This window comes from Sporosarcina sp. SG10008 (assembly GCF_044569405.1).
GTDB lineage: Bacteria > Bacillota > Bacilli > Bacillales_A > Planococcaceae > Sporosarcina > Sporosarcina psychrophila.
Genome location: NZ_CP172607.1, coordinates 277,795 through 303,594, shown reverse-complemented (window position 1 = coordinate 303,594; position 25,800 = coordinate 277,795). Strand labels below are relative to the sequence as shown.

The window sequence follows — 25,800 nt, the reverse complement described above, 5'->3', positions numbered from 1 at the left end:
AGTCTATTTTTTCATCAATTAGCACATTTTTTTTGTATTATCAATTAAAACTTCTTGAACTTTCATCAACATCACCTCAAGAACTGATAATAATTTATTTTAGAAAACCTTTTCTATAAAAACTATAAATACTGTAGATCATCACTGAATATAAGCTGTTTTTAAACATAAAAAAGAAGTAGTGCTTAACTTTGCAAGCGTTAAGCACTACTTCTTTGTATACTGTATATAAGCATCTGTTGGCTTAGTAGGAATATATATGTTGAAAATAACATAACGAAATTCAGCAACCGGGCAGAAAGTTGAGCAATTAAGGGAGGAAAAATTATGTCCAATAACGTAAGAACAAGAAAAATAATTTTAGATTTAGCAGTTACTTTAGATGGTTTTATTGAAGGGAAAAATGGGGAAGTTGATTGGTGTGTCATGGATCCTGATATGGGGTTTAATGATTTCCTAAATCAAATTGATACTATTTTATATGGAAGAAAAAGTTACGACTTATGGGGACAATATACTCCAAAAAATGAAGATACTAATACTGAAAAAGAAATGTGGGAATTGGTTCACAGTAAAGAGAAATATGTGTTTTCCAGAACACAAACAGGGATTGATAATAAAGCAATATTCATAAATGAAAATATACCAAGGGAAATAAACAAATTAAAGAATAAACCCGGTGAAGATATCTGGTTATACGGTGGAGCAAGTCTTATTACAACTTTTATCGATTTAGGACTTGTTGATGAATTTAGATTATCTGTACATCCTGTTGTTTTGGGAGAAGGAAGACCGTTGTTTATTGATATAAAACAGAGGTTGAATTTAAAATTGATTAATACAAGAACTTTCTCCTCCGGCGTTGTTCAACTAATCTATCATTTGAATAGAAATTAATAATCTATTTCATAAGGAAAAAATCTATTTTGATCATTTTTTTCAAAATGGATTCTTTTTATTTTCCCCAGAATGAGTTTTTTTGGGATACTATTAATTAAATTTTATTCCAATGCTACAAGTGTTTCTTCATATTCAATTATTATGTCTGCAAAATTTTCTCCATCGTTTTGCCATTTGCTAACTCATCAATCAGCTTATCCAAATAGCGAATTTCCCGCATAGTTGGTTCTTCGATGTACTCCACTCGGACACCGCAGACCACACCTTCGATCAAAGCCCGCGAAGGATTCAGTTGGGGAGCTTCTGCAAAGAAGGTCTCAATGTCTGGCTGATTTTTTAGCTGCGCTTCAAACTCTTCCTGGCTATACCCTGTCAACCAACGGATGATTTCGTCGACTTCTGTTTTCGTACGTCCTTTTTTCTCCGCCTTCGTAACATAACAGGGATAGACTCTTGCGACACTCATTGTATAAATCTGATGTTTCGCCATGATACATCCTCCCTAAATGATTTCTATAAATGAAAAAGAGCGCTGATCTTTATTCGAGATAAGCGCCCGTTTGTAAAATATCTCACACTCCATTGGCAACCAGATTACTCTGGCAAGTTCAACTGCCAGGATATGCCGAATTGGTCATTCAGCCATCCGAATTTTTTGCTGAACCCATAGTTATTGATAGGCATGAGTGCTGTGCCATTTTGCATCATTTTATCGTAAAGGCTGTCAATTTCTTCTTCGGTCTCACAAGTAAGATAGATAGAAAAAGACGGGGTAAACGAAAACTCATGGTCAACATGACTGTCGATACACATGAACTCCTGCCCCTTTAACGAGAATACAGCATGTATAACTGTACCTTCTTTACCGGGTCCTTCAGCCCCGTATCGAGCAATGCTTTTAATTTCTGAATCCTCGATGAGTGATATGTAGTATTTCATAGCTTCTTCTGCAATACCGCCTTGAAACATTAAAAATGGTGTTACGTTTTTCATATTTAACTTCCCCTTCTTCACATAAATTGTAATGTTGCCTCCCTATTTCAACTAATTACTCAAACGGTTTTTAACCTGTATAGCTGACTTTCCCTGTCTCAACTAATTCTTTAAGTCCCATAAACATATAATTCCAGCCATGTTCAGAGCCATCATGCGTTTCGCCAAGAGCTTTTTCTACATCTGACTCTGTCCAATTCTCTTCTTGAGAAACATGGATCACTTGTGTGAACGTCATCTCACAGCCTTGCTGGAGTTCTTGTAGTTCAACTGTAATCGTATCTTCTAATTCGCTAAATTGTGGCATCTTAAAAGTAAACGCAATTTTTTTCGGAGGATCAATTTCGAGATATTCCCCAATCGCACGGTAATCTTGTCCTTCCCGATGGTCAACAATTTCCCAAGTACCGCCTACTTGAGGATTATTTCGTGTCACCTTATTCGTGCCTTCCAATGTAAAAAACCATTTTCTCATCATTTCTGGGTTCAGCCATGCGTCGAAAACCCTTTCACGTTTTACATTGAATTCTCTTTTCATTATTAATGTTCTTGTTGAGATGTTGTTCATAAAATTCCCCTTCCCATGATTTAGTGTTCTCTATTCTTGGCTTTCAATAACTCACTTTCCAGAATATCAAAACGATTACTCCAAAACTTCTCATAAAAACGGAGCCATTCAGAAGCTCGAGACAGTGACTCTGCATTTATGCTACATATATGCGTTCTTCCGGTTATGTTCCTTTCTACTAAATTTGCTCGTTCAAGAACCTTTATATGTTTAGAAATAGCTGCTAAAGACATATCAAAAGGCTCTGCTAACTCTGAAACTGTTCTTTCTTTTTGAGCCATCATATGAATGATTTCTCTTCTTGTTGGATCAGCTAAAGCATGAAATATTTCATTTAATTGATTTTCATTATGGTTAACCATGTAGTTTAATATATCAGTTCCCACTTTCACATTCAACCATTTAGTTAAATGATTTCAATATAATACATACTACCTTATCAAAATTATTACCCTTTTAATAAAGTGTTATGCATTTTGGTTCCTTCACAGTGTCGAGTGCCAGGTTCTTAAGCAATTCAGAATTGAACGAGAACCTGGTATCTTTCACTATAGCCAATATAAACAGTATCCCTAACCAAAATTTTGGTCCAATACCATACATACATCTCTTCATAAACTCCAATTATCTTTCTATATAAATGTGAGAAAGCTTTCCCCAACAATCGTGCCGTTTGTTTAATACAGATAAATATAAGCGACCATTCCGAATATCCCCATGGCAATCATAGCAATACTTTTCAACGTACTTTTATTTCTGTTTACCAATTCCTCCACCCACGCTACACACCAACCAAGGAACACTAAACCCATTCCCGAATGTTGTAAGACTTTTATTCCCGGTGCCGAAACAGAACCAGTAAAAAACACAAGCAAACCAATAGTTATAGGTGCAGCTCCAAAAATAAATAAAGGTTCTTTAATTTCTTTTATAACCACGCGCCGTTTCTCTTCTTCCATTTTGTTGAAAGAATGCCACGCAAACAGAATGGGTAGCCCCCATAGTAACACTATATATACAAACTGAATTAGTCTCATATCAGTACCCTTTCTGATTTCCTGATTTCCATTTATAATCTGGGCCAATTCTAGATTTCCCAGTTATTATCCAGTTATCGCGCCCAATTGCAAGATAGCGAGATATTCTATTTATTATCTTTCTTTGCTGATTTGATCATCCATTCGATGAAAATATAACCAAAGAATGCAAAAATAGAAAGTCCAATATTGTCTACCCAGTTTATCTCTGGTTTGAATAAAAATTGTAAAACTGTTGGGAATATAAAAAACGACACACTATAAACTAAAGCCTGCTTGATCATACTGTCCTCCTATATTTTTAATTGCACCCTTAGTGAATCGACACTTTCTTTTACAAATAATTATATCATAGTTATTTTTTGGTTGTTTCTGTGATAAAATCCCCCTCTGCATCGCAGTTTTTTTCAATTAGCATGCCCGGTACACTATGACACCATTTGAAATATCTCCCATATACAATACCGTGCGAAAAACGACTTCTCTTTTGGGTTCATATTTGGGAAGTGTATCAGTGCATCCAACTACAAGAAATGATAATATGTATAATGGGCAAAGGATTATGCAATCGATAAATATGGTTTTTATTTGTTGCAACAGGAGGATATAGAATGAATAACGAAGATAATTTTTGGCTTGATTTACCGAAGCCGTTTTTTATATTAGCACCAATGGAAGATGTCACAGACGTGGTGTTTCGCCACGTCATTAGTGAAGCAGCAAAACCCGACGTATTTTTCACGGAATTCACAAATACAGAAAGTTATTGTCACCCTGAAGGAAGAGACAGTGTACGTGGTAGGTTAACGTTTACAGCAGATGAGCAACCGATTGTCGCTCATATTTGGGGCAATAAACCAGCATTTTTTGAACAGATGAGTATTGATATGAAAAAACTAGGGTTTAAAGGTATCGATTTAAACATGGGATGCCCCGTACAAAACGTCGCAGCCAATGGTAAGGGTGCTGGATTAATACGACATCCTGAAGTTGCAGCAGAAATTATTCAAGCAGCAAAAGCAGGTGGATTACCAGTTAGTGTTAAAACAAGGTTGGGTTACACAAATGTTGACGAGTGGCTCGATTGGTTAGGACATGTATTGAAACAAGATATTGCGAATCTTTCCATTCACCTTCGTACAAAAAAAGAGATGAGTAAAGTAGATGCACACTGGGAACTAATCCCTGAAATCAAAAAACTACGCGATGAAATTGCTCCAAATACGTTGTTAACCATTAACGGAGATATTCCTGATCGCGCAACAGGATTAAAATTAGTGGAACAATACGGCGTTGATGGTGTCATGATTGGCCGCGGCATTTTCACCAATCCATTTGCTTTCGAAAAAGAACCTAAAGAACATAGTGTGAAAGAGTTTCTCACTTTATTACTTTTACATTTGGATCTTCACGATAAATATTCAAACGAAATCGAACCTCGTTCATTTAAGCAACTTCATCGCTTTTTCAAAATCTATATTCGAGGATTTGAAGGCGCAGCTGAATTAAGAAACCAATTAATGAATACAAATTCAACGGATGAAGTCCGTCGTTTAGTACAGCCAGTTTTAGAATTAGGCTAAGTCAAGCACGAGACACGGAGATAGGTTCCGCGTCCCAAATAATACTAACTAAATACATTGGAAGAGTAACTGGAGGCGATGACGATGCAAAAGCTCTATTTTGAACCTGCATGGGACAAAACAATTGCCCCTGCTGATCGCGAAAAAATTACTCATCATTTCCAACAACAAACAAAACAACTACAAGGCGGTGTCCATTTGTTATTTTTATGGAACGCTCGCAATCATAAAGGCGAACAGCTGATTGCCGTACTCATTCACAATTTTGAGGACATAAATCTCCGCTTACACAATACAGTCATTTCCTATTATGAACAAGGCATACAACGGACCAATGCTACGTTTAGCTTACCTTGTGAAATTGCCGGTAATACTTCTATGCCATGGACGTTTATATTTTCAGAAACGAATGAAACAAATGCAGACCCGCAATATATGATTTGGAATTAAAACAAAGTGGTGTCTATTAGTCAGCACTTAAAATAAAAGCTAAACAAATTTACACTAGTAGCACAAACCACGGACATGGTTTGTGCTACTATTTTTAAAATACTCAATGAAATTGTATGATATAAAAAACGTCAAAAGCCTTGCTGAATCAAGGGTTTTGACGTTAATTGAAAATCAATGAAACAAACTATGCAGACGGCGCGGGGGGCGAACCAATACCTCATGAATGTATGGCAACAACACTTACTTGCAATTAAAAATCCAGAGGATATCGACAGAGCGTTATATAATCGATATCCGCCGTTTATTTTATGAAATCGTGATGAATATCCTCTCACAGGCACTTTCCACTATCGAATTCTTTTTGCAAAAAGTTTTTTCTTTATGTTTAAGTAGTTTTTCATTTCAAAAATCAAATAAAATAGATTCGCCCGTATTTCAAATTCTTCTCTTGTCTTCGGCAACTCCATCTCGCGAATTAAGGCATTTAATTCCTCTAACTCATTTAATGAAATGTCCGTTGTATCTCCCGAATGAACGTTTCGACTTAAGTTCTCCAAGAACTCTGCAAACATTTCTTTCTGTTTAACGTCTAGGCTGAATGAAGAGAAAATAGCAACGATTTTCATCATATGTTTTAGAAGTTCCAGTTGATCCTCTCGCATTTCCAGATAATAATAATCTATATTTTGTTTTCGCAGCAGACGATTTTCTACATCTTGAATGGCAATGCTTTTAGATTGATTAATCAAATCTTCTACCTCAAGAATCTCTTTCCCATCCCACTTCCGCATACTATCCCTTAAATGGGCAGAGAATTCAAAGAGAATAATTTCAAACTTTTGTTCAATCTCCTTCTTAAAGTTTTCAATATCTCGCTTGAAATTTGGCATGAAACTATTGACGAGAAGAGCAATTCCCATACCGATGAAAATAATATAGACCTCATTCAGAAACAGAACCCAGGTAGCATCCTTTACCGTATAAACATGTAATACGACAACCATACTTGTGACAAAACCAGCCTGGATGTGAGCTCTTACAAGGATTGGAACAAATAATAAAATAAATAAGGAAAAAACAATAGGATTATAACCTAATACTTCAAAAAACAAAGCACCAAGAATCAAAGATAAAAGAGAGGCCAAGAATTTATCCTTCATTGTAATTAATGTCTTTTTCTTCGTTTTCTCGATACACATAATAACAATAATTCCTGCAAATGTTGCAAATTCCAAATCCAATAAACTCGCAATCCAAATGGCCAGCCCTGCTCCTACAGCAGTCTTTATCGTCCGATAGCCCATACCAATCATGGAAGCACCATCCTATTATTTTCTCTGTAAATCCTTGCAGGTTTCCTGTTTTACAAATATACGCGTTAATTCACATATATGTACAAGCATAGACACCATAACAGGATGGCATCAGCTTTGATGAATATCAATCCATTTATAGTGTATTCTAAGAATATTTTTTGGACTATACCTCGAAATTCATCTGCCTATAGTTTAACACGTTGCTAATGAATCGTGATATCTATCTGACGCATTAAGAAGGATATTCGCACCTTCTGTCGTCTCGATGTAGATGTCTTTATCGAGAATGTCCGAGCTTAGGGTATTTTCAAAATTAGTTGAGCGACTTCTTCTGCACTTTGCTCCTTGCTCTCGGTATGAACCCGTTTACTTGTTCTTCATTGGTATTAAGGTCTCCATTCACGGTGGCAATCAGTCTTCCATAAATTTACGTGTAAGAAAATGATAAAACACCTAGTTCATAAAGCAGATTCGGTCCATCCACAAATATATAGCTAAACTCAATCCGATCTTCACCAGCTAACAGCGTGCCAAGCATCGTTGTAGGGATGACCATTCACCACCCGTCATCACAGGAAGGCCTGCCATAGCTACTGTATGTTGCGCCAAATCCGTCTTAAGTGTATTTTTTGACGACAAGGCAGCCCATTGATTTGCCTTGTCAGAGGCAGTTTCTTTTCCATTGATCCCTTTGGCTTCCAGCACTGTTTTCTTCATTGTCTTTTTCAGTTTCTTGACCTGTTGACTATTCGTTAGATTATTCTTGAGTTTTCGTGTGTAAATATAAATCAAATGATTATTAAAAAACCTTGAAAGGCATATAGCCAATCAAGGTTCAAATGCTATACTATATTTCTTGCAAAATAAATTCGAAAAAAAAATCACAAAATCATTAGCAATTCTCAAGATTCTATAGTGATTCAATCAACAAGGTTCTCATTCTCTTTAATAATCATTCTTGAAATACGTCTTCCTGACCGCTTAAAGAAGAAATCATCAGCAAACTCCTATGAATTTATTGGACAAAACTGATTTATAACCCTATTTTTTTTATCATATTCAATTTGTCCCATCGAATTCTCATTTGTTCCATATAGATATACTACCCTATCTTCGTCCTCAAACTCCTTCAACATCAATATAAAAAATGCCATGAATCTTCACTCCTCATAGTCTTTCTCACATTTCCACGGTCTTCCAGATTCTATTGTTTTGTCATGCGCTGTTCTACTACTAAAAAAAGAGTAAGTGAATGTACAAATCCACCTTTGTCCATTTCATTAATTGTTTGATGACACCATTACTAAATTTTTTAAAAAATACAATAAAAAATCACGAAACTTATGTCTCGTGATTCTCTGGATTATTTCTTCACTTTCGTTGCACTGTCTCTTTCAATCAGCTTCGTGTGAATCGTTATTTTCTTACATATTTCCCGTTTCGTTGCGATCCGCTCTAGCAGCAAGTCGACTGCGGATTCTCCCATAATTTCTGTGTACAGCTTAACTGTGGTAAGCGGTGGAACCATGTATTGCGCAGATGAAACATCATTGAAACCAACGATACTGAGATCCTCTGGGATTTTAACACCCAGTTCATAGGCCGCTTTGTAGCACCCGATTGCAATTGAATCATTTGCAACAAATAAAGCTGTTGGTTTTTCATTTTGACTAAGCATTTCCTTTAAAATCTGGTAGCCATCTTTTGGATTGTAGCCTCCAATTTTAACGAATTCCTCTTTGTAAATTCCTTTTTCCTTTAAATAGGCTTCAAAGACGTCCTGCCGTAAGTCCTTGAATCGATTACCAAACATATCAGTCTCTATGCCACCGATAAAACCAATATTTTTATGACCTAAATCTACTAAATAGTTGAGCGCATTTTTCGTTGCCGAATTAAAATTAATCACTACTGCGTCAAAACAATCTTCATCGGGGTTTGCATCTACAAACACAGACGGTTTATCAAAGCTTTTTATCAATTCAATATCTACTTTTTTAAAAGTCCCCAGACAGATGATTCCGTCTAATTTCGGAAGACTTCTTTTAGTGTCATCTTTGGTGATTTTAAAATAGTCCATTCCCATACTCTTAAGCTTTTTTTCTAGTGCTACCCGAATCGAAAGATAATACGTATCAACCAATTCCTCTTCAAGCGAATACGAATAGTAGAGCCCAATGTTCCCTTTCTTTTTCGCCTTTTTCTGTTTTGAGGTGTTAACATAGTTTAATTCCTCTGCTGCTTCGAAAACTCGTCTTCTTGTCTCTGGGGTCACATTAAGTGTTTCATCATAATTTAACACTCGAGAAACCGTTGCCATAGAAACCTGCGCTAAGTATGCTATATCTTTAATCGTCGCCATTTTTTATACCTACTTTGTTTTTTACTTCTATATATAAATTAATTCCAACTTACGCCAACTTACTTTCAACACTTTGCTTTGGTTCGCAAAAGCCGTTCTTCGTAAATACTTTTGCTACACTGCTTCTTTACGGTAATTTTTTTTGAGGAATTTCAGCTTTGTTTCCGAAATAATAATGGCTACAAGGATTAGTATCGCTCCGATAGCCATTTTGGCGGTTAAAACCTCGCTTAAAATAATGACGGAGAAAACCATCCCCCAGAATGCCTCTGTCGATAAAATGATTGCCGCCTTTGTTTCGCTTGTGAACTTTTGAGCGACTGTTTGCAGTAAAAAAGCAATCGTGGTGGAGAATACACCCAAATATAAAACAGCCGATACTCCTTCAAAATTTGCTACAAAATTCGTTTCTCCTTTGAAAAGGACTACAATAAATCCTAACACTGTTGCAGCTGCCATTTGAACCACTGTTAATAGTACGGGGTCTTCGTTCTTTACAAACTGCGCTGTGTAAAAAATATGGAACGCAAACGCTACTGCACATAATAATGTAAGTACATCCCCAAAATTAATGCCACCCGAAAGCTGTAGTGATAACACACCGATGCCAATGATCGCAAGTAATGCACCAAACAACTCAAACTTGTCCATTTTTCGTTTAAAAATGAAAAACGCAATAAATGGTACAATGACTACATTGACAGCGGTTAAAAAAGCATTTTTCGAAGGCGTCGTATATACCAATCCAACCGTTTGTAGAGCAAATGCCAAGTATAAAAAGATTCCAATGATGGAACCTTTTATAATTGTACTCTTTTTAATATTCTTTAGTTTCTTAAAAAAGACAAGACTTAACAAAATAATACCAATAAGGAAACGGATTGCAAGTATTTGATATGGTGTAAAGTGCTCGAGTGACACTGCACTTGCAACAAACCCACTTCCCCAAATAATGGCGACAACCGCAAGCCCTAGTTCTCCAATATATTTCCGCATTGTATCCTCCACCTACTTACTTTCGATTAACGATAGGAACACACTTGATGTCCACGTAAAGGAAGTATCGACGAGCCCTTTTCCGCTATGCGGATCAAAGTTTTCTGCCATACCGCCAACAAGCGTGAGATTTAGATATTTTTCTTTAATTCTTTCTCCAACCTCACCGTAGCCAAAACTCTTTAATGAATCAATAAAAAGATAAGTAACAGGGGCCCAAATCGGTCCAAGCCAATAACCATTTTCCTTATATAATGGACTTGATGGCATTTCCGTTGCAAATCCATATTTCGTTTCAAAGTTTTCCACAAGGTCATCTACAAGTTGGTCCATGATTTGTTTTTCTAAGCGATATCCGATTAAAACCGGTAAACGTAAAATTAGACTGGAGCGTGTGTCAATTTTCTTAGCATCCTTACCAACACGACCAAAGAAGCCATCTTCATCATGAAGGCGCTCCATTAATAAGGAGAAAAGTGTGTCTGCTTTTCCAGTAAATTGCTTTGCTTCTTCCTCTTCGCCAAGAAGACCAGCAAATTTCGTTAAAATATCATACGTTCTAATTAAAAAACTAGTGAGATCTGGTGCCTCTACCGGCATTCCACTATGGAACAAGGAGGAATTATCCCAACCCGAGTCATTACCATGCTTATAATGTGGAAGTCTCCCTTCGTACGTTCGGTATAAATCGAAGTAAAGCATTACTTTTTTAGTAGATTCATACACTTCTCTTAGACGACTTTCTTCCTTAAAGTAGTCATTCACTTCCATTAATTTTTCATAAGCGTATGCGAAGACCGGTGGTTTAATACAGTTATAAGACACAAACTTATCATTCACAAAGTCTGGATATACGCCTGATTCGTCCTGCGCGTCCATAAAGATCTTCAGCTGAGAATAGGATAGCTCCGGATACTTCGCACCTATATGTAATGCGTTAAAGCAATTGTCCCAAGACCAGATGTTATACATCCAAAGTTTTGACATATACATGGCATAATTTTTTAATAGTCCATCCGGGTGAACGATGCTTGACCAAGTAATATACGCCGCACGATCAATTGAAGCTTGGTATACTTCATTTTTCTCGGTATTATTTTCTACCCACTCCTGATAGAGATGCTCAACCTTTTCTTTTCCTGCTTGAAAGCTTGCATACTCTTTCGGTTTAAACACAGTGCGATAGCTTTCGATGACGAAGTGGCCATTACTTATACGAATGTCAATATAATCATTGCCAATCACATTCCACGGTGCGTCAACAGACATCTCGCCTGAAAGCTTGCTAATCATCAGCTTTAATTCCTTCGGATAGATATGATATTCATACATGCCATCCTTATATTCGTGAAGGGTATCGTACTTCACTTTACTAGCTTGTAAACGAACTTCAACCCCATTTGACTCAATATGAAGTTCATCTTCTTCCGGAATATTGATTTCTGCATATTTCTCTGTATCTTTTACTAGAAAAAAGCGCAAGCACGTTTCTGTAGCGGCGATGTCAAATTCTTGTTCAACTCCATCCTGTAACAAATCCAATTTAAATAATTTTGATGGCGCATCATCTCCGCCATGAACATCACGTATATAAACTTCGTTTGTATCCAATTCCTTTGATACACAAAAGTAAGAACCAAATCGAGAAAAAGGGATTTCTTTAATATTTAATTTCATGGAATTTCGCTCCTTTTGTTTAACTTGAATCAGCAGAAGTCCACCACTTCTATAAGTGGCGGGATGGAAGCCGGATGTCACAGATTTTCAGAGGAGCTTAAGAAGGCAGTCTAAGTGCGCGACGTCCTGTCGCAACGACTGCATGACCAACCTCCTGTAGTCCTCTAGCTCGAAAAAATCTGGACGCAGTTTCACCGAGGCGTAATTGATCGAAATAAGAAGCAGGGTTTCCCCTGCATACTTCTTACTGAACCGCGAAAAATTTACTCTCTTCCACTAGGCTGCTCTTGTCTATTTTTCTAAGTTCAAATTGAAGATTGAAGTCCTCAATCACTGTTCTGTATGGAGGTAACTGCTCCTCACCGCAACTATTACTTCCCACACCACTTTGCTTGTAATCAATAGTCAGCACTGTAAATGGTGACTTCTTAATATTACCGCGGTGTTTGGCCTCTTCAAGCGCACTTGTTTCGTAATCATGTATTGTAAAATCATAAGTTTCTTTAAAATTAATCAAGTATGCTTGCTTATCGTTTGCTACAGCTAAGAAAGAACTATCACACCGTGAACCATTTTCCTGCGGGTATATATAATCGGTATGCATGTCTTGAATGGTTTTATTATATAAACCAATTGGTTGGCTGCGTTTTGTATCCTGGTACGATTCAGAATCACCGCGACCATACCAGCTAACTTTGTTGTAATCCTCGTTCAAATGCATCGTTACGCCGATGCGTGGCAGCATTTCTGGAATTTCTTGACCTCGTAATACTTTTTCACCTTGCAAATCAATATTCAAGGCACCATCTTTCGTCAGACGATAGTGATATGTCAGATGGAAGCCCCATGCTTGATTGACAGTAGATAAGAACTTCGTGATTTTGACATCCGTGAAATCTGCTGTCACTTCGTACGTCACTTCTGCTAATTGTTCTTTGGTATTTTTAAGGAAGTACTTATTGACCCAGTCATCCTTTTTGTACATATCATTGTCGATAATCGCTCTCCAAAGGGTTACTTCAGGTCCTTTGTTAATAATTTCTTCCCCTTCAGATTTGAACGATTCTAGTGTGCCATACACAGTTGAGAAAACAGCCTCGAACTGGTCGTTTTCAACTTTCAGTAGAGCACCTTCATCCTTAATAACAAAGTCAGATCCTGATGAAGTGATAGACCGCACTTCTTTTTCAATTTTTGTAGATGCTAATAAGAAGCTTTCTTTTGTAATCTCATGATTTTTACCCGCATAGAGAGTATCTTCAGTCTCCAGATAGCTTAAGTAGATCCGAACATCGTCATGCTGGGCAGCTTTTACTATATCTACTGGAAGCGTAATAGCCAACGATTCATGTGCTCCGATACTTGGTAACTGCATGTCATGTGATTCAATCAGTGTACCAATTGATTTTACTTCAATACGCAGGGTTACTCCGCTTAAGTTTCTAAAATCGTATAGATTGTTAATACGAATTTCACCTTCAGCTAGGTTTACTTCCTCCGTGACAATTGGTTCAATTACTTTTTTATATTCCCAAAGTCCTGGTGACGGCGTTCTATCCGGGAACACAAGCCCATCAATACAGAAGTTGGTGTTTGTCGGGAAGTCGCCGTAATCTCCGCCATATAAATAAACGATTTCACCTTTGTCGTTTGTCGTTTCAATTCCATGGTCACACCATTCCCAGATGAAGCCACCTTGCAATCTAGGATATTTTCTCATCAGTTGTTGATATTCCGTTAAGCCTCCAGGGCCAGTCCCCATTGCATGTCCATATTCACATAAAATATGAGGCTTCTTGCCTTCTGAATCCTTACCGATTTCTTCGAGTTTGTTTAAGCGAGTGTACATCGTTGTGTACACATCACTGTATGCAGCATTTCTGTCTCCCTCATAATGAACTAATCTAGTAGAATCAATCGTCTTGATGGCATTGTACATAGCCGTAAAGTTTCTTCCAGCACCTGATTCATTTCCGAGTGACCACATGATGATACTTGGATGGTTACGGTCTCTTTGTACCATACGTACTGCTCGATCTACATATTGCTTTTCCCATAGTTCGTTGTCAGAAATCCAATTGTAATTTCCGGTATTTTCAAAACCATGACATTCAAGATCTGCTTCGTCAATGACGTAAAGACCATATTCATCACACAAATCATAGAATACATCATTATTTGGATAATGCGCTGTACGAACAGCATTGATATTGAACTGTTTCATCATTTTAATATCCTGAAGCATATCCTCGTAGTTGACTGTTCTACCAGTCTTCGCATGTGCGTCGTGGCGATTCACACCATTAAAGAAAACGCGTTTTCCGTTGACACGGATTTCATTGTCATTCACCTCAATGGCACGGAACCCTATGCGCAGTGGCACAACCTCCTTTTCACCTAACAAGTTATACTCGAGGTGAAGTGTATAGAGGTTTGGTTCCTCTGCATTCCATAGAAGCGGTTTTTCCTGAACTTTACTTACTTCGAATTTCCTGTCAACGACTTCCATGTCAAACTGGTCAACTTGTTTGTCATGATGGTAAAGCGTAGCTACTACATCTTTTACCTGGTCTGTTAAAAATGCTCCGCCTATTTTTAATGTGAAATTCTCATAGTTTTCATCGGGAAGTGTTTCAACATGGACATCCCAAAGTGTCTCTTTGTTGATTTTAAACAGTTCAACACTTCTAAAAATACCAGACAGCCACCACATATCCTGGTCTTCTATATAAGTTCCATCAGAAAATTGGTAGACTCTAACAGTGAGACGATTACTGCCAACTTTCACGAATTCTGTGATATCGAATTCAGACGGTAATCTTGAAACTTTACTAAAACCAGCATGCTGTCCATTGACATATAAATCAAATGCAGAATCCACGCCATTGAATTTTAAAATAAGTGCTTCATCATCTGCTAAGTCAGAAACAACAAGATCTCTAAAATAGATGCCCGTTGGATTTTCCTGTGGTACAAACGGTGGATTGATAGCAAACGGATATAAAACATCTGTGTAATGCATGTTGCCATAGCCCTTGATTTGCCAACTTGAAGGAACTTCCATATCGTCTAAACTATCGATGCTAAAGTCCTCTTTTTCAAAGCCTTTCGGTGAAAGCTCAGGTGCATTTAAAAATAAGAACTTCCATACGCCATCTAGTAATGTATAGCCTATACTATTTTCCTTCGTAAATGTTTGTGCATTTTCTTTCGATTCATATCTATAAAAATCAGCATGAGCGGGAAGTCTATTGATACCCATTATCCTGATATCTTCCCATCTCTTCATTTCGCGACGCATATTATCTTCCCCCATATAATACTATATTGGTATTTCAGTATTTCTTACTTAACAGAACCACTAATTCCTTCAACAATGTACTTCTGCGCAAATAGGAATATCACAACTGGTGGAACGATCATGACTAAAGTAATCGACATAATTGGTAGAATTTGAAGATCATGAACTCCTTTAAATGCTGCTAATCCTAGTGCTAATGTATATTTCGATTGATCTTGAAGATAGATTAATGGACCCAGGTAGTCATTCCATACTGATAACATATTGAGCACCGCGATTAAGATCAGTGGAGCTTTCATAACAGGTATGAATATTTTATAGAAGATTTGGAATTCATTTGCACCATCGATTCTTGCTGCATTTTCAAGATCCTTCGGTATACTCATAAGGAATTGTCTTAACAAAAAGATATAGTATGCCGATCCAAAAAATGATGGGACAATCAATGGCTTTAATGTGTTAATCCAACCAAACATTTTGAATTCCATATATAACGGAATCATTGTGACGTCCCAAGGAATCATCATTGTCGCAAGCATCAAGACGAAAAGAGTGTTTTTAAATTTAAAATCAAATCTAGCAAATCCATAGGCAATTAATGAACAGGATAGTAGCTGACCTATCGTTGTCATCACTGTAACGATGACGGAGTTCTTTAAATAGACGCCGAATGGTTGACTAGTCCAAGCATCAACAAAGTTTTTCCACTGAAGTACTTCTGGAAAAATCTTTGGAGGATAGCTAAACACTTCGGTTTCTGTTTTTAATGCAGAAAGGATTACCCACACAAATGGTAATACGAAGTAAAGTGAAAATAGTCCTAGAAGGCTGTACATGATGATTTTATATCCTTTTGATATTTTCATTTTTTTCTCCTCCCTTTCTTCCCTTCTTTTTTCACTTCATTTTCGTAGAACACCCATGCAGATGATGTCTTAAAGATTAACATTGTTAAGACTAATATCACGATGAACATGAACCATGCGTTTGCACTTGCATATCCCAGTTGATGGTGTTTGAAAGCGTTGTTATACACGTACAAACCATAGAAATAGGTGGACTTTAAGGGGCCACCACCAGTTAACAGTAAGACCAAGGTCAGCTGCTGCAGTGCTCCGATGACTGATGTAATGACGTTAAACAGAATGGTCGGCGTAATACTAGGAATCGTAATACTGAAAAACTGACGGAACGGACCAGCACCGTCAATCGCTGCCGCCTCATATAATTCAGCTGGGATCCCTTTTATATTGGTATAAAAGATTAGCATCATAATTCCGACGCCCCAAGCACTCGCAATGACAATTGTGAGAAGTGCCCACTTCGGATCTACAAGCCATCTTGGACCTTCAATGCCAAGAAACGATAGTAAGTAATTTAAAATTCCGTACTCTGAGTTAAAAATCCAACCCCAAATAATCGAAATGGCAACACCTGAAACAACCGCAGGTAAGTAGAAAATCGTACGGAAAAATTTCATTCCTTTTAATGGTTGAGTAATGAGAAGTGCTAAAATTAATGCAATAGCTAAGTTTAAGGGTACAAATATTGCAGCAAATTTAAGGGTAATAATTATAGATTTATAAAACTGCGGATCTGCAGTGAACATTGTTTTGTAGTTATCGATCCCCACAAATGTTGGTTCACTTGTAATTGGCCAATTATAAAAGCTCATAATTAATGAGAGAATCAGTGGTCCCAGGGTGAATACCAAAAAACCAATGATCCACGGTAAAATAAATAAATAGGGCACTTTTCTATTTACTAACTGATAGCTTTTCGTTTTCTTCGTTGTTATATTTCGCATAAAATGCCCCCATCATCAGATTAGAAAATAGGGTAAAGCACTTAAAAAGTGCTTTACCGCATTAAAGATTAATATTTTTACTCTACAGCACTATTTAATGCCTCTTTCGGGTTCATTAATGTACTTGGATTTAACATCGATTCAAACGTATATTGCAAATTCTCGGATACTTTACTCCAGTCTTCAACGATGAAAGATGCTGGCGTATAGCCATCACTCTGTTCAAGCATAGAATAGAACACACTTTTCACTTCATCTTGTTCAAGTTGTTCACTTTCTACGACTGATTTCAAAACAGGTAGTTCAAAACCAATTCTTTCCTTATTCGCATCTTCATTTGTCCAGAATTTGATAAATTCGAATGCTTCATCTTTATGTTTTGAGTTTTTAGAGATTGAGATACCAGAAGAACTTAAGATACTGACGCTTTTCCCACTTTTAAATGCTGGTAATTCTACGACACCGTAGTCAATGCCCGCTTCTTTTAACGGCGTTAATCCCCATGCCCCGTAGACGAACATTGCAACTTTACCAGATTTCATTTCTGTTGTTCCAGAGCCTTCTGTCGTAATAGCATAGCCATCTTTCGCCATGTTCTGGAACATCTCAAATACTTCTACTGATTTCTCTGAGTTTAAGTTACCTTTCAAATTCCCTTCTTTATCCACATAAGATGTCCCATTGCTCCATAGGAACATTTCGAAATCGTATGGATCCGGTTTTCCTGAGAACGCGAAACCGCTTACTTTTGAATCCTTGTTTGCTACTTTCTTAGCTGTGTCTTGAAGATCCTCCCAAGACCAACCCGATTTTGGATATTCGACACCCGCTTCATCAAATAATGCTTTGTTGTAGTAAACAACATGTGTCGTATAACCAACTGGTAATCCCAGAATTTCTCCATTTGCTGAATTATAGTTCCACAGTGTTTCATAGAAATTGTCTTTGTACTCAGCACCTTCTTTTTCAAGATAGGAGTCGAGTGGTTCTAACGCATCCTTATATTGCGGGTAGTTCCACATATACATAATGTCTGGAGCATCATTTGCCCCCATACCAGCTGTGATTTTTGTATCATATTCACTTCCATAAGACTCTAAAACAACTTTGATATCGTCTTGTGACTCATTGAATTTGTCAATCATATCTTGCTGCAGGGTAACGTCATCGCCAACGTCCCAAGTGGCGAAACGGAGTTTAACTTTACCATCTTTCGTGGTACCGCTTTTTTCGCCAGCTGATGAACTACACCCCACTAAAAGCAACATAACTGCAATAAGTAAAAAGAAAACAGATTTAAACTTTATAAACTTCATAATATACCCCCCTTTTTTTTGAACACTTTCATTATATTCTGTGTTTTACTAAAAGTAAACTATTTTTTCATCATTTTTAGTAAAATCAACGATTCTAAGGACAGGTTAAAGTGTCCATTATTTCATAAAGAAACAGTATCCGTATAATAGATACTGTTTTTTTATGTATGATCACTAGCGTTAAAATCCCTCCCGAAAATCAACCATCTCATTTAAAGTATGGGTTTTTCTACTTAATCAACAGAAAAAGAGTGACACTCAGCGTTTCAAAATGTCCATCGATATTCAGTTTTACTAAAATAGCTAGTCCACCCGTTCTTTACACACAATAAACCTTTGAAAGGCAACAAAAAAAAGCACGGCAGAGTAGCCCGTGCTTAGAAGAAATACTAAAGCAAAACTTTTATTTCTTGTTCATCAATGATTTTCAGCAAAAATCTTCTGCATTTCGGTAAGGTGTAATGAATCATTTGCTCCAAAAACAGTGCTATCAATATCGTGCCAATACCAATAGGACCGCCAAATAAAATCTCAGTTACCCCAAAGTTGTAAAAAAAATGCCGGAATTGTGAAGGATCTGGTGGAGCTTCAGCCATAATACTGCCGACGCAATTGTTTGGCTTATGGAGAAAGATCGTAGCACTATTAGTGGAATCGCCGTACTTGATTTAACAGGTCGCAAAAGAATAGGCACATTACTTCAGCTATTTCACTGGATTAAAGTGAAAATGAGTGGCTGGAATAATGTGCTTGATTACGGTAGTTTGATGCCTGGTTTCCACACAATTCACGCCCTTCGAATTGTGGTAGTTCCTGCGCACCACACACTTCAACTTCTCCTACAATACCTCTTTTATATAAAAGTACGGGCACTCTAACAAACATGTTTGTTCAAACTTTCACGATTGCATGATTGCCTGTCACCTCAATAAGTAAAACCTTCTTTACCGAACCGACAACTTTTCCTGTTTAACTTGGCGTGCAATTTTCTCCGTTAAGCGTGTTGTCACTTTCGGCAACACCATTTTAATAACAGGTGTCAACACAGCGCCTGTTAAGCCGCCTGCATTTACTTCAACTGTCCCTGTCATCGTTGTTTGCCCAGCCGTTTCATCAGCAGTAAACTGGCCACTGCCTGTAAAGTTGTCCGTTAACCCTTTTAACTCGAACCGAATCATCGTTGGCTCATGAAATTCAGTTATGTTTAACTCCATTTTTACAGCTTTTTTAAATCCTTTAATATTCCCTTCGAATGTCCAAACCGACTTTTGTTCATCAATTTGTTCATGCTCCTTATAGGCAGGAACCATTACTGCCCAGTTTTCGATTTGACTAACGTATTCCCATACGTTCTCTACAGGTGCTGGAATGATTACAGAATGCGATGCAATTGCCATACGTTTCACAACTTCCTTCTTTATGTATTTATAATGTGAATCTACTACTAACATAATAGCATTTTTACTGTATCGATCCACATTTAATCCACTTACAAAAAGAAGTTTAATAAGTTAAATAATGAGTAAGGAAACCTTAAAATTGAAGGTTTCCTTTTTAGGTGAGCCCAAGATGGACATTATATATAATTTTTTAAATGATACCTACATCTGCGGGGTACAAAATGGTACCTATTAATAACTTCATGTAAAATGATAAATATTGGAAGGGGTATGTAAAAATGAAAAAAAGATTTAAAGTAAAATTAAAAGAACATCTAAGCGGAGGCCTTATTAAAATTGTAGTGGATACTGAAACAGGTGTAAATTATCTCATGACAAGTGGTTTGGGATTGAGTGGAATGACTCCTTTACTAGATAAAGATGGGAAAATAGTGATTGATTAATATCTAAATAAAAGTTCCTTTGGATTCTTCTCTTGGCTACATTAACGCAAATTATAGATGGTTTCACTCGTCGCATTTAGCATCAGTTAGAAGCTAGAAATTCCGAGTACTAGCGCTAAAATAATTTAGAATTAAATGAGAACCTGGTCCCCTTCACTACCACTGGTTGACAAAAAGTGTACCAATGAATGATGCCTGTTTACCATTTCATACCTTCTAGATGATCAAAGATGAAAACTCATATTTCAGGAATAACAATGGTAGACTTGTGATATAATTTTGACTAATTTTCAATAAAATCACTCTTCCGCAACGAACCAGATTTCTTAGTAAGACCCATAGAGTTACCTATAGCATGATAGTTGCGGGAGGAATTGCCCACTTATAAATTAATTACTTCTATACGAAAGAGGTGATGTTATGACAAGATTTATTATGTTCTTTATCGCTATTGAACTTTTATTAGTTGGGTGTAGTCAAGATAAAACAATTGGTAATTACGATAAAAATACGCCTGTAGTCTCGGAAGATAGCAGCACGGAACAGCATGTAGTACCAGATTCCCCCGAATATTTAGCTAAAAATGAAGGGGAACTATCTGTTGAGGATTCTGAAACGGCTTATGAAATGTGTGTGAGGGCGCTGACTGACTATTATAAAGCGGTCTGGAACGGCTCGGATATCGAATTGGATACATTTATTGATAACGATCACCTTAAACAGTATACGCAAAAGAAGATTCAATCCCAATACGATCTGTATGTAAATATTTCAAAGAATTCTGTTCAGGATATTGATATTGGTGCTTGGGAAGTGGAGTATACGGATGCTGGGGATGGAGGTTTTCTCTATTTACATCTACCTGTGGAAATTATTCAAAGTGTAGGTAGTTATGGTGAAGGTACTGAATTTCTTGTACGTAATGTAAACGGCAAGTTAGTCATTGTTGATTGGTATAATGGTGCAAAAGATAGTTATGATTTCATGGTGCGTGGAGAAAATCTAACGATTGACAACCCTACTATTTGGAATGATAGTGAATGGCTAAAGAATCTAAATAGTAAACAGCTTGAATTTTCTGGCTCGACTCGATAGTAAGTTATTTACAGCTAACTTAGCAATCAAAGTGAAGTGGGCAGCAATAAACAAGTTATTGCCCCTCCCATTCTTAGCAAACACTCCAAGCATAAATACCGTGTTTGCGTAGTAAAATACCTGGCTTGAAAATATATAAGGTAAAAATGTCAACACCGGGGAAATCATAGTTACCACTCACTGAAAAACACCTTTCAATATTCAAAAATAGGACACGATTGCATTATAAATGATTGCGTATATCCCCTACAATCAGCCCAGATTATAGTAAAATTTGCCATTTGCATTAATGATGTAGGATAACAGCTTATAGAGGAACACTTAAACTAGCCTGCCCCTTTACTTTAATATGTTTTAACCGAATGAAAGTTCCAATTTTTCTTATTGAACTAAAGCTCCGCTAGCACAATAAGAAAAGCATTACTGTTGTTACACCAAAATACCAGTTAGTTGAACACTACTTCTATTAAATTAATCATAATGCCTTAACTCCAACGAATAAAATGAATAACGAAGTGCATAAATAGAAGACCCCCCACATTAAACTCTGTGTTTTTTTGTATTCTCGTATTCCTATTATAAGGAACATTACACTCATAACTATTAAAGTCATCGGTAGTAAGTTGTATTTTTCCGTAACCTTACTGTAAATAATAAGGAACATAAAAATTATTGCAAAAAACATTTGAAATAACTTTAAAGTATCAAATTTTCTTTCTTCCATTTTTATACCTCCACTGATAATCTATCAACTTCAATAGATACCTTTTCAAGCTTAACTACCGCGGTAGTTGAATGATAAAATGGATATTCAATAAATTTCTAATTCATCAATCTTTCCGCATATATCTTTAGCTCTTTTAGACCTAAAGAACTCATCTATACACCAAAATAGACTTGATGATAAAAGAGCGGTAATTAAAACTAAGCGATTAAAACTCCTTTCCATTTCTAAGATTGGCATTAAAACAAACGAAGCAGCAAAGAATAAATGAATGAATAGCGCCAAACTTCCTCTGAACAATCCTCTAAGTCTTTTTGTAACGAAATCAGAGAGAATAGATGCTAGCACTCCATAAATCAAAAGAATGGGTAAGAGATACACACCTATTAAGAGGACAAAGCCAGACTGTTCTAATAGGAAATAAATTAACATGAGCAAAATACCAGCAATTAGCATATCAAATTTTCAGTTCATAAATATGTAATTTTAATTAATTACTACAATAGTTTCGCACACAGGCACTCTATTTATTATACTTTTATATTGGCTTTTCCCTCTAACTCTTTCGCTAGATTTTCTTCGTTTATTCTTTCCCAACAAGTATTACATCTATTAGTCTTCTTGCCTTTTTCATTCAAGTGAAGGTCATTATGCCTTGTAGTTTTACCACATATGAAACAATTCTTATACAGAGCGCAAATTATTTGAGCAAACGGATCTTCAGATGTAGTGGCTACGATATCTTTTATATTTTTCACAAGAAGTTTTGCTGTGTTAACCGCATCATCACCAGCAGAGTGAAGTTCTCCATCTTGTTCAATTCCACTCATCGTTAATGCTTCTTTCAGTGAAATTTGTCTGTTTTCTTGAAAAACATCCACACATATAGGTCTTTGTATATCATTAAAGTTTTTTACCCACGATAAATCATATCTTTCCTTCGCATAGTGATTGACAAGGAGTCGAAGGTCGCTATTGCTCCAACTACATAGATAGTAATCTTCCTCGCCTATCCACTTACGAAATCTTTGCATTACCTCTACCATGTTCGGTGAATCAATGAACTGATCAGTAGTTAGCCCTACAAATTTCAATGTTCTCTTATCAAGTAAATCCATTTGTGGGGGTTTTACGTAAGACTGAAACCTATCAATGATTTTTAATTCACCTTCGACATCCGAGACTTTGGCAGCGCCAATTTCAATTATATACTGTGGCATATCTGTTGTATGTGACATCGTTGCCTCTAAATCGAAAACTATATATTGCATGATAATACCTCTTTCATTTTAGCTTGTAACAAGCATATCTCTTTTCCAGATATAATGTTAGGTACACTGTGCAACTAATAAATAACAAACAATTCACATACTTGCATAAAAAAACAATGGAGATTAGATTATCATGCACTTATCTAATCTCCAGTTACTAAATATATAATTGTAGTGAATTATCGGAATAGCTTCGTGCGCAGGTATCTGAAATTTACCGCCGCTCCAAGTACTAACGATAGTGTAATAATAATAGCTAAAGCTATATTTTCCCACCTCACAATATGTATTTTTAAGTATAGTAACCTACGGTAAAGGAGATGGCATTTAAAATGCAAAAAACGTTTGTCGCACTTCTAATTTTTATGTTCGTCAACTCTTCACCAACACTTTTCCCTTTCTAAAACACTTGCTATCGTTGTTAAAACAACCTACTGCCGAAAACAATAAACCTGATACTGAGGTTCCTAGACCCATCTTTGTTCCAATTGAATAACTAAATCCAGTTGCACTATAGGCAATTATCACCTCTCCGTTTTAAAAACCTACAATTTCAGTATCTTTTATTGATCCACAATTAACAATTAAAATATGCCTTCAAGAAATCAAAAAACGATGACCAAGTTTCCTTTAGCTCTCCTTTTAAAAGCAGTTCATCTCCACCCTCAAAATTAACTATATAAATTTTATCTGTTACAGTATCCAGCACTAATACAGCATTTGCTGACATTTCACTTAAAACCAGATACTGCTTCGGAAAACCATGTTCTTTTCTAGAAATGAGTGTGTATGATTCAATATTATTTTCTTCATCTGCTATATCTAATAATTCAAAGGGTACATGCTCTTCCCAAAAAGATCCTGCATACTGGATATAAAATTCTTGGAAAGTATCTGATACGTTTACACCTAGCCTTATTAAAGCATCTTGTACTAGATTGCTATCTTCACGTTTATATATTTCTTCTCCTAGAACTTCATCTAGTCTCTCAGGCAAACTCATATTATTTTCCTCCTAGTGTCTCTTCTCCTCGTATTTTCAAATAATTAATAGAATCTACTTTTTGAAATGCTCCTCTAGTTGTCTCATCCATTGGATAAAATGGGTTTAACTTTCCTTTATAAGGATGTAGTGGAGCTCTTTTAGCATTACTGATATTATGGTACCTAGTTGAAGCTTCATATAATGGCCCAATACCTTTTTGTTGTGAATGATGTAACGTTGCAACACTACTTGCATCATCAAGAATAGGAGCAAGTCCGTATTTCGCAGATGCTTCAGCATTTGTTAATCCGCGACCTTTTTTAGCACCTTGTGTTCGGACCATATCCCAATTAATATCTCCTCTTTGATATACCTTATAAGTAAACCCTGTGCCATCTTTACCTGCATTATACTCTACACTTCGAGTAAAATATTTATTATTCTTATAGTCCTTTAGATATTGATAAGTTTCTTTACCCGTACCCTTAGTCACGATATCCACATTCTTTACTTCAACCTTAACATCGGTAGCTCCATTTTTGATACTCGTAGGAATATCCGTTTTTGCGAATGGCGTATTGAATGTAAAGGCATTTGGCGTACCCAATTGGTAATGAGTATTAGTTAAGAGATCTAGTTGATTTTGAGTTTTGCCCAGCGGACTGTTGACGACATCTTTGTAAATTGGAGAATAGATGGACTCCATCTTCTCTGTACTTACCACTTTACTTACTTGATTTAGATCTTGTGCTTTTCCGGTTAATTTCACACCCGCACTTGCCCAGTCAGCGAAGGGAATCATCGCTCCCAAAGAATGGGTTGCATTTAATGTATCCCCTCTCGCAGCATAGATAACTCCATTTACGCCATCTGCTACTTCACACAAGCCCGGCAATATCTAAGACAAACTGAAAAGTATCTAGTACTTTGTTTTCCTTGGAGTAAGAAGTCACTTTCAGTAGAAGACGAATTTATTATAGAGCTGTGAAAAGTACTAGGTCTCGGATTAACGCCCACTTAATTACAATAAGTATAAAAATATAAAGAAGCACTTGTCGCCTATTAAAAGGCAATCAAGTGCTTTATTGTTTACTTTTTTTCAAATTCCTTCATTCTCTCTATTAAATCTAAATCTGGCTGTTCTTTGTTTTGGCTTACATATTTATATTCAAAATACTTAATTCTAGCTGTTGGGCCAAATTCACTTTCATGCCAATTTGTATAATCAAAATGTACATTTAATTTTCCTGTATCATTTATTAATAATGTCACTGAAAACCAAGGTTCTTGGTCGTTATCAATAAAAACTTTTTGAAGTTCAACAGTTAGTTGCAATAATTTATGTAGTTCTTTATTATAAGCCCTCTTATCTATACTATATAATTTTGGAATATAATGTGAATAAACGTGTTGCTCCTCACCTTGGGGTGTAAAAAAGAAGAAAACTCCTCCTTCTCTCTCCTTAACTTCACCATTAAAATAGAAATTATCCCATTCAGTTGGAATCATATCATTAACCTGTTGTGCAATTTTATTATATAACTTGTTTAATTCTATTTCAAAACTCATCAAT

Annotated in this window: 28 protein-coding genes; 6 read left to right on the top strand and 22 right to left on the bottom strand. The window is 36.4% G+C overall.

Annotated features, from left to right (window positions below; all coding sequences use genetic code 11):
* Window positions 1-327 precede the first annotated feature (327 nt).
* Window positions 328-897 carry a dihydrofolate reductase family protein gene (locus tag ACGLYD_RS01560; RefSeq protein ID WP_187046738.1) on the top strand — a complete coding sequence of 190 codons (570 nt, stop codon included), beginning with the start codon at window positions 328-330 and terminating at the stop codon, window positions 895-897.
* Between the two features lie 142 nt (window positions 898-1,039).
* Here ACGLYD_RS01560 and ACGLYD_RS01555 read toward each other — a convergent pair whose 3' ends face one another.
* The 6 genes from ACGLYD_RS01555 to ACGLYD_RS01530 form a co-directional block, all read right to left on the bottom strand.
* The gene (locus ACGLYD_RS01555; RefSeq protein ID WP_399630974.1) at window positions 1,040-1,390 is read right to left on the bottom strand and encodes a DUF2200 domain-containing protein; all 351 of its coding nucleotides are present in this window, start codon (window positions 1,388-1,390) and stop codon (window positions 1,040-1,042) included.
* Window positions 1,391-1,494: 104 nt separating this feature from the next.
* Window positions 1,495-1,893, bottom strand: a complete 399-nt coding sequence (locus ACGLYD_RS01550; protein WP_067206169.1) for a VOC family protein — start codon at window positions 1,891-1,893, stop codon at window positions 1,495-1,497.
* Window positions 1,894-1,963: 70 nt separating this feature from the next.
* Window positions 1,964-2,461 (bottom strand): SRPBCC domain-containing protein, encoded by a 498-nt coding sequence (locus ACGLYD_RS01545; protein WP_067206166.1) that lies wholly within the window; start codon window positions 2,459-2,461, stop codon window positions 1,964-1,966.
* Between the two features lie 20 nt (window positions 2,462-2,481).
* A complete protein-coding gene (locus tag ACGLYD_RS01540; RefSeq protein ID WP_231885767.1) occupies window positions 2,482-2,847 on the bottom strand; it encodes a helix-turn-helix transcriptional regulator in 366 nt (121 codons plus the stop codon).
* A 291-nt stretch (window positions 2,848-3,138) separates the two neighbouring features.
* Window positions 3,139-3,498: a hypothetical protein gene (locus tag ACGLYD_RS01535; RefSeq protein ID WP_399630970.1), complete on the bottom strand. Its 360-nt coding sequence runs from the start codon at window positions 3,496-3,498 to the stop codon at window positions 3,139-3,141.
* A 107-nt stretch (window positions 3,499-3,605) separates the two neighbouring features.
* Window positions 3,606-3,782, bottom strand: coding sequence for a hypothetical protein (locus ACGLYD_RS01530; RefSeq protein WP_187046736.1), 177 nt, complete (start codon window positions 3,780-3,782; stop codon window positions 3,606-3,608).
* Window positions 3,783-4,109: 327 nt separating this feature from the next.
* On the opposite strand from ACGLYD_RS01530, the gene ACGLYD_RS01525 reads away from it, so the two are divergent.
* Together ACGLYD_RS01525 and ACGLYD_RS01520 are read left to right on the top strand one after the other, a co-directional pair.
* The gene (locus tag ACGLYD_RS01525) at window positions 4,110-5,081 is read left to right on the top strand and encodes a tRNA dihydrouridine synthase (protein WP_399630967.1); all 972 of its coding nucleotides are present in this window, start codon (window positions 4,110-4,112) and stop codon (window positions 5,079-5,081) included.
* 84 nt (window positions 5,082-5,165) lie between these two features.
* A complete protein-coding gene (locus tag ACGLYD_RS01520) occupies window positions 5,166-5,531 on the top strand; it encodes an SLAP domain-containing protein (protein ID WP_187046735.1) in 366 nt (121 codons plus the stop codon).
* A 350-nt stretch (window positions 5,532-5,881) separates the two neighbouring features.
* On the opposite strand, the gene ACGLYD_RS01515 is transcribed toward ACGLYD_RS01520, so the two are convergent.
* The 9 genes from ACGLYD_RS01515 to ACGLYD_RS01475 form a co-directional block, all read right to left on the bottom strand.
* Complete coding sequence (locus tag ACGLYD_RS01515; protein ID WP_338653453.1) at window positions 5,882-6,847, bottom strand: aromatic acid exporter family protein; 966 nt, start codon at window positions 6,845-6,847, stop codon at window positions 5,882-5,884.
* 430 nt (window positions 6,848-7,277) lie between these two features.
* Window positions 7,278-7,406 (bottom strand): hypothetical protein, encoded by a 129-nt coding sequence (locus ACGLYD_RS01510; RefSeq protein ID WP_342537645.1) that lies wholly within the window; start codon window positions 7,404-7,406, stop codon window positions 7,278-7,280.
* Window positions 7,407-8,213: 807 nt separating this feature from the next.
* Window positions 8,214-9,212 (bottom strand): LacI family DNA-binding transcriptional regulator, encoded by a 999-nt coding sequence (locus tag ACGLYD_RS01505; protein ID WP_187046733.1) that lies wholly within the window; start codon window positions 9,210-9,212, stop codon window positions 8,214-8,216.
* 114 nt (window positions 9,213-9,326) lie between these two features.
* Complete coding sequence (locus ACGLYD_RS01500; RefSeq protein ID WP_338653457.1) at window positions 9,327-10,208, bottom strand: DMT family transporter; 882 nt, start codon at window positions 10,206-10,208, stop codon at window positions 9,327-9,329.
* 12 nt (window positions 10,209-10,220) lie between these two features.
* On the bottom strand, window positions 10,221-11,885 hold the full coding sequence (locus ACGLYD_RS01495; protein ID WP_399630961.1) for an amylo-alpha-1,6-glucosidase: 1,665 nt from the start codon (window positions 11,883-11,885) through the stop codon (window positions 10,221-10,223).
* A 244-nt stretch (window positions 11,886-12,129) separates the two neighbouring features.
* Window positions 12,130-15,186, bottom strand: a complete 3,057-nt coding sequence (locus tag ACGLYD_RS01490; RefSeq protein WP_399630958.1) for a glycoside hydrolase family 2 TIM barrel-domain containing protein — start codon at window positions 15,184-15,186, stop codon at window positions 12,130-12,132.
* A gap of 44 nt (window positions 15,187-15,230) precedes the next feature.
* Window positions 15,231-16,052, bottom strand: coding sequence for a carbohydrate ABC transporter permease (locus ACGLYD_RS01485; RefSeq protein WP_187046729.1), 822 nt, complete (start codon window positions 16,050-16,052; stop codon window positions 15,231-15,233).
* Window positions 16,049-16,993, bottom strand: coding sequence for a sugar ABC transporter permease (locus ACGLYD_RS01480; protein ID WP_354314688.1), 945 nt, complete (start codon window positions 16,991-16,993; stop codon window positions 16,049-16,051). Before ACGLYD_RS01480 ends, ACGLYD_RS01485 begins: the two co-directional genes overlap by 4 nt.
* Before the next feature lie 77 nt (window positions 16,994-17,070).
* Window positions 17,071-18,309, bottom strand: a complete 1,239-nt coding sequence (locus tag ACGLYD_RS01475; protein WP_187046727.1) for a sugar ABC transporter substrate-binding protein — start codon at window positions 18,307-18,309, stop codon at window positions 17,071-17,073.
* Window positions 18,310-18,932: 623 nt separating this feature from the next.
* Here ACGLYD_RS01475 and ACGLYD_RS01470 point away from each other — a divergent pair.
* Window positions 18,933-19,187 (top strand): hypothetical protein, encoded by a 255-nt coding sequence (locus tag ACGLYD_RS01470; protein ID WP_187046726.1) that lies wholly within the window; start codon window positions 18,933-18,935, stop codon window positions 19,185-19,187.
* A gap of 66 nt (window positions 19,188-19,253) precedes the next feature.
* Here ACGLYD_RS01470 and ACGLYD_RS01465 read toward each other — a convergent pair whose 3' ends face one another.
* A complete protein-coding gene (locus ACGLYD_RS01465) occupies window positions 19,254-19,787 on the bottom strand; it encodes a CoxG family protein (protein WP_399630954.1) in 534 nt (177 codons plus the stop codon).
* Window positions 19,788-19,987: 200 nt separating this feature from the next.
* On the opposite strand from ACGLYD_RS01465, the gene ACGLYD_RS01460 reads away from it, so the two are divergent.
* Both ACGLYD_RS01460 and ACGLYD_RS01455 read left to right on the top strand, forming a co-directional pair.
* Window positions 19,988-20,152 carry a DUF6440 family protein gene (locus tag ACGLYD_RS01460; protein WP_197485368.1) on the top strand — a complete coding sequence of 55 codons (165 nt, stop codon included), beginning with the start codon at window positions 19,988-19,990 and terminating at the stop codon, window positions 20,150-20,152.
* Window positions 20,153-20,572: 420 nt separating this feature from the next.
* Window positions 20,573-21,247, top strand: coding sequence for a hypothetical protein (locus tag ACGLYD_RS01455; RefSeq protein WP_399630951.1), 675 nt, complete (start codon window positions 20,573-20,575; stop codon window positions 21,245-21,247).
* A 475-nt stretch (window positions 21,248-21,722) separates the two neighbouring features.
* Here ACGLYD_RS01455 and ACGLYD_RS01450 read toward each other — a convergent pair whose 3' ends face one another.
* The 6 genes from ACGLYD_RS01450 to ACGLYD_RS01425 form a co-directional block, all read right to left on the bottom strand.
* Window positions 21,723-21,836 carry a DUF3953 domain-containing protein gene (locus ACGLYD_RS01450; protein WP_399633075.1) on the bottom strand — a complete coding sequence of 38 codons (114 nt, stop codon included), beginning with the start codon at window positions 21,834-21,836 and terminating at the stop codon, window positions 21,723-21,725.
* A 222-nt stretch (window positions 21,837-22,058) separates the two neighbouring features.
* Entirely contained in the window at window positions 22,059-22,427 is a 369-nt protein-coding gene (locus ACGLYD_RS01445) for a hypothetical protein (protein WP_399630948.1), read from the bottom strand.
* Window positions 22,428-22,501: 74 nt separating this feature from the next.
* Window positions 22,502-23,242: an exonuclease domain-containing protein gene (locus tag ACGLYD_RS01440; RefSeq protein ID WP_399630946.1), complete on the bottom strand. Its 741-nt coding sequence runs from the start codon at window positions 23,240-23,242 to the stop codon at window positions 22,502-22,504.
* Window positions 23,243-23,819: 577 nt separating this feature from the next.
* Window positions 23,820-24,245: an SMI1/KNR4 family protein gene (locus tag ACGLYD_RS01435; protein ID WP_187046720.1), complete on the bottom strand. Its 426-nt coding sequence runs from the start codon at window positions 24,243-24,245 to the stop codon at window positions 23,820-23,822.
* Window position 24,246: 1 nt separating this feature from the next.
* Window positions 24,247-25,113, bottom strand: coding sequence for a hypothetical protein (locus ACGLYD_RS01430; protein ID WP_231885766.1), 867 nt, complete (start codon window positions 25,111-25,113; stop codon window positions 24,247-24,249).
* A gap of 203 nt (window positions 25,114-25,316) precedes the next feature.
* The gene (locus ACGLYD_RS01425; protein ID WP_067206134.1) at window positions 25,317-25,796 is read right to left on the bottom strand and encodes an immunity protein YezG family protein; all 480 of its coding nucleotides are present in this window, start codon (window positions 25,794-25,796) and stop codon (window positions 25,317-25,319) included.
* Window positions 25,797-25,800: the final 4 nt, after the last annotated feature.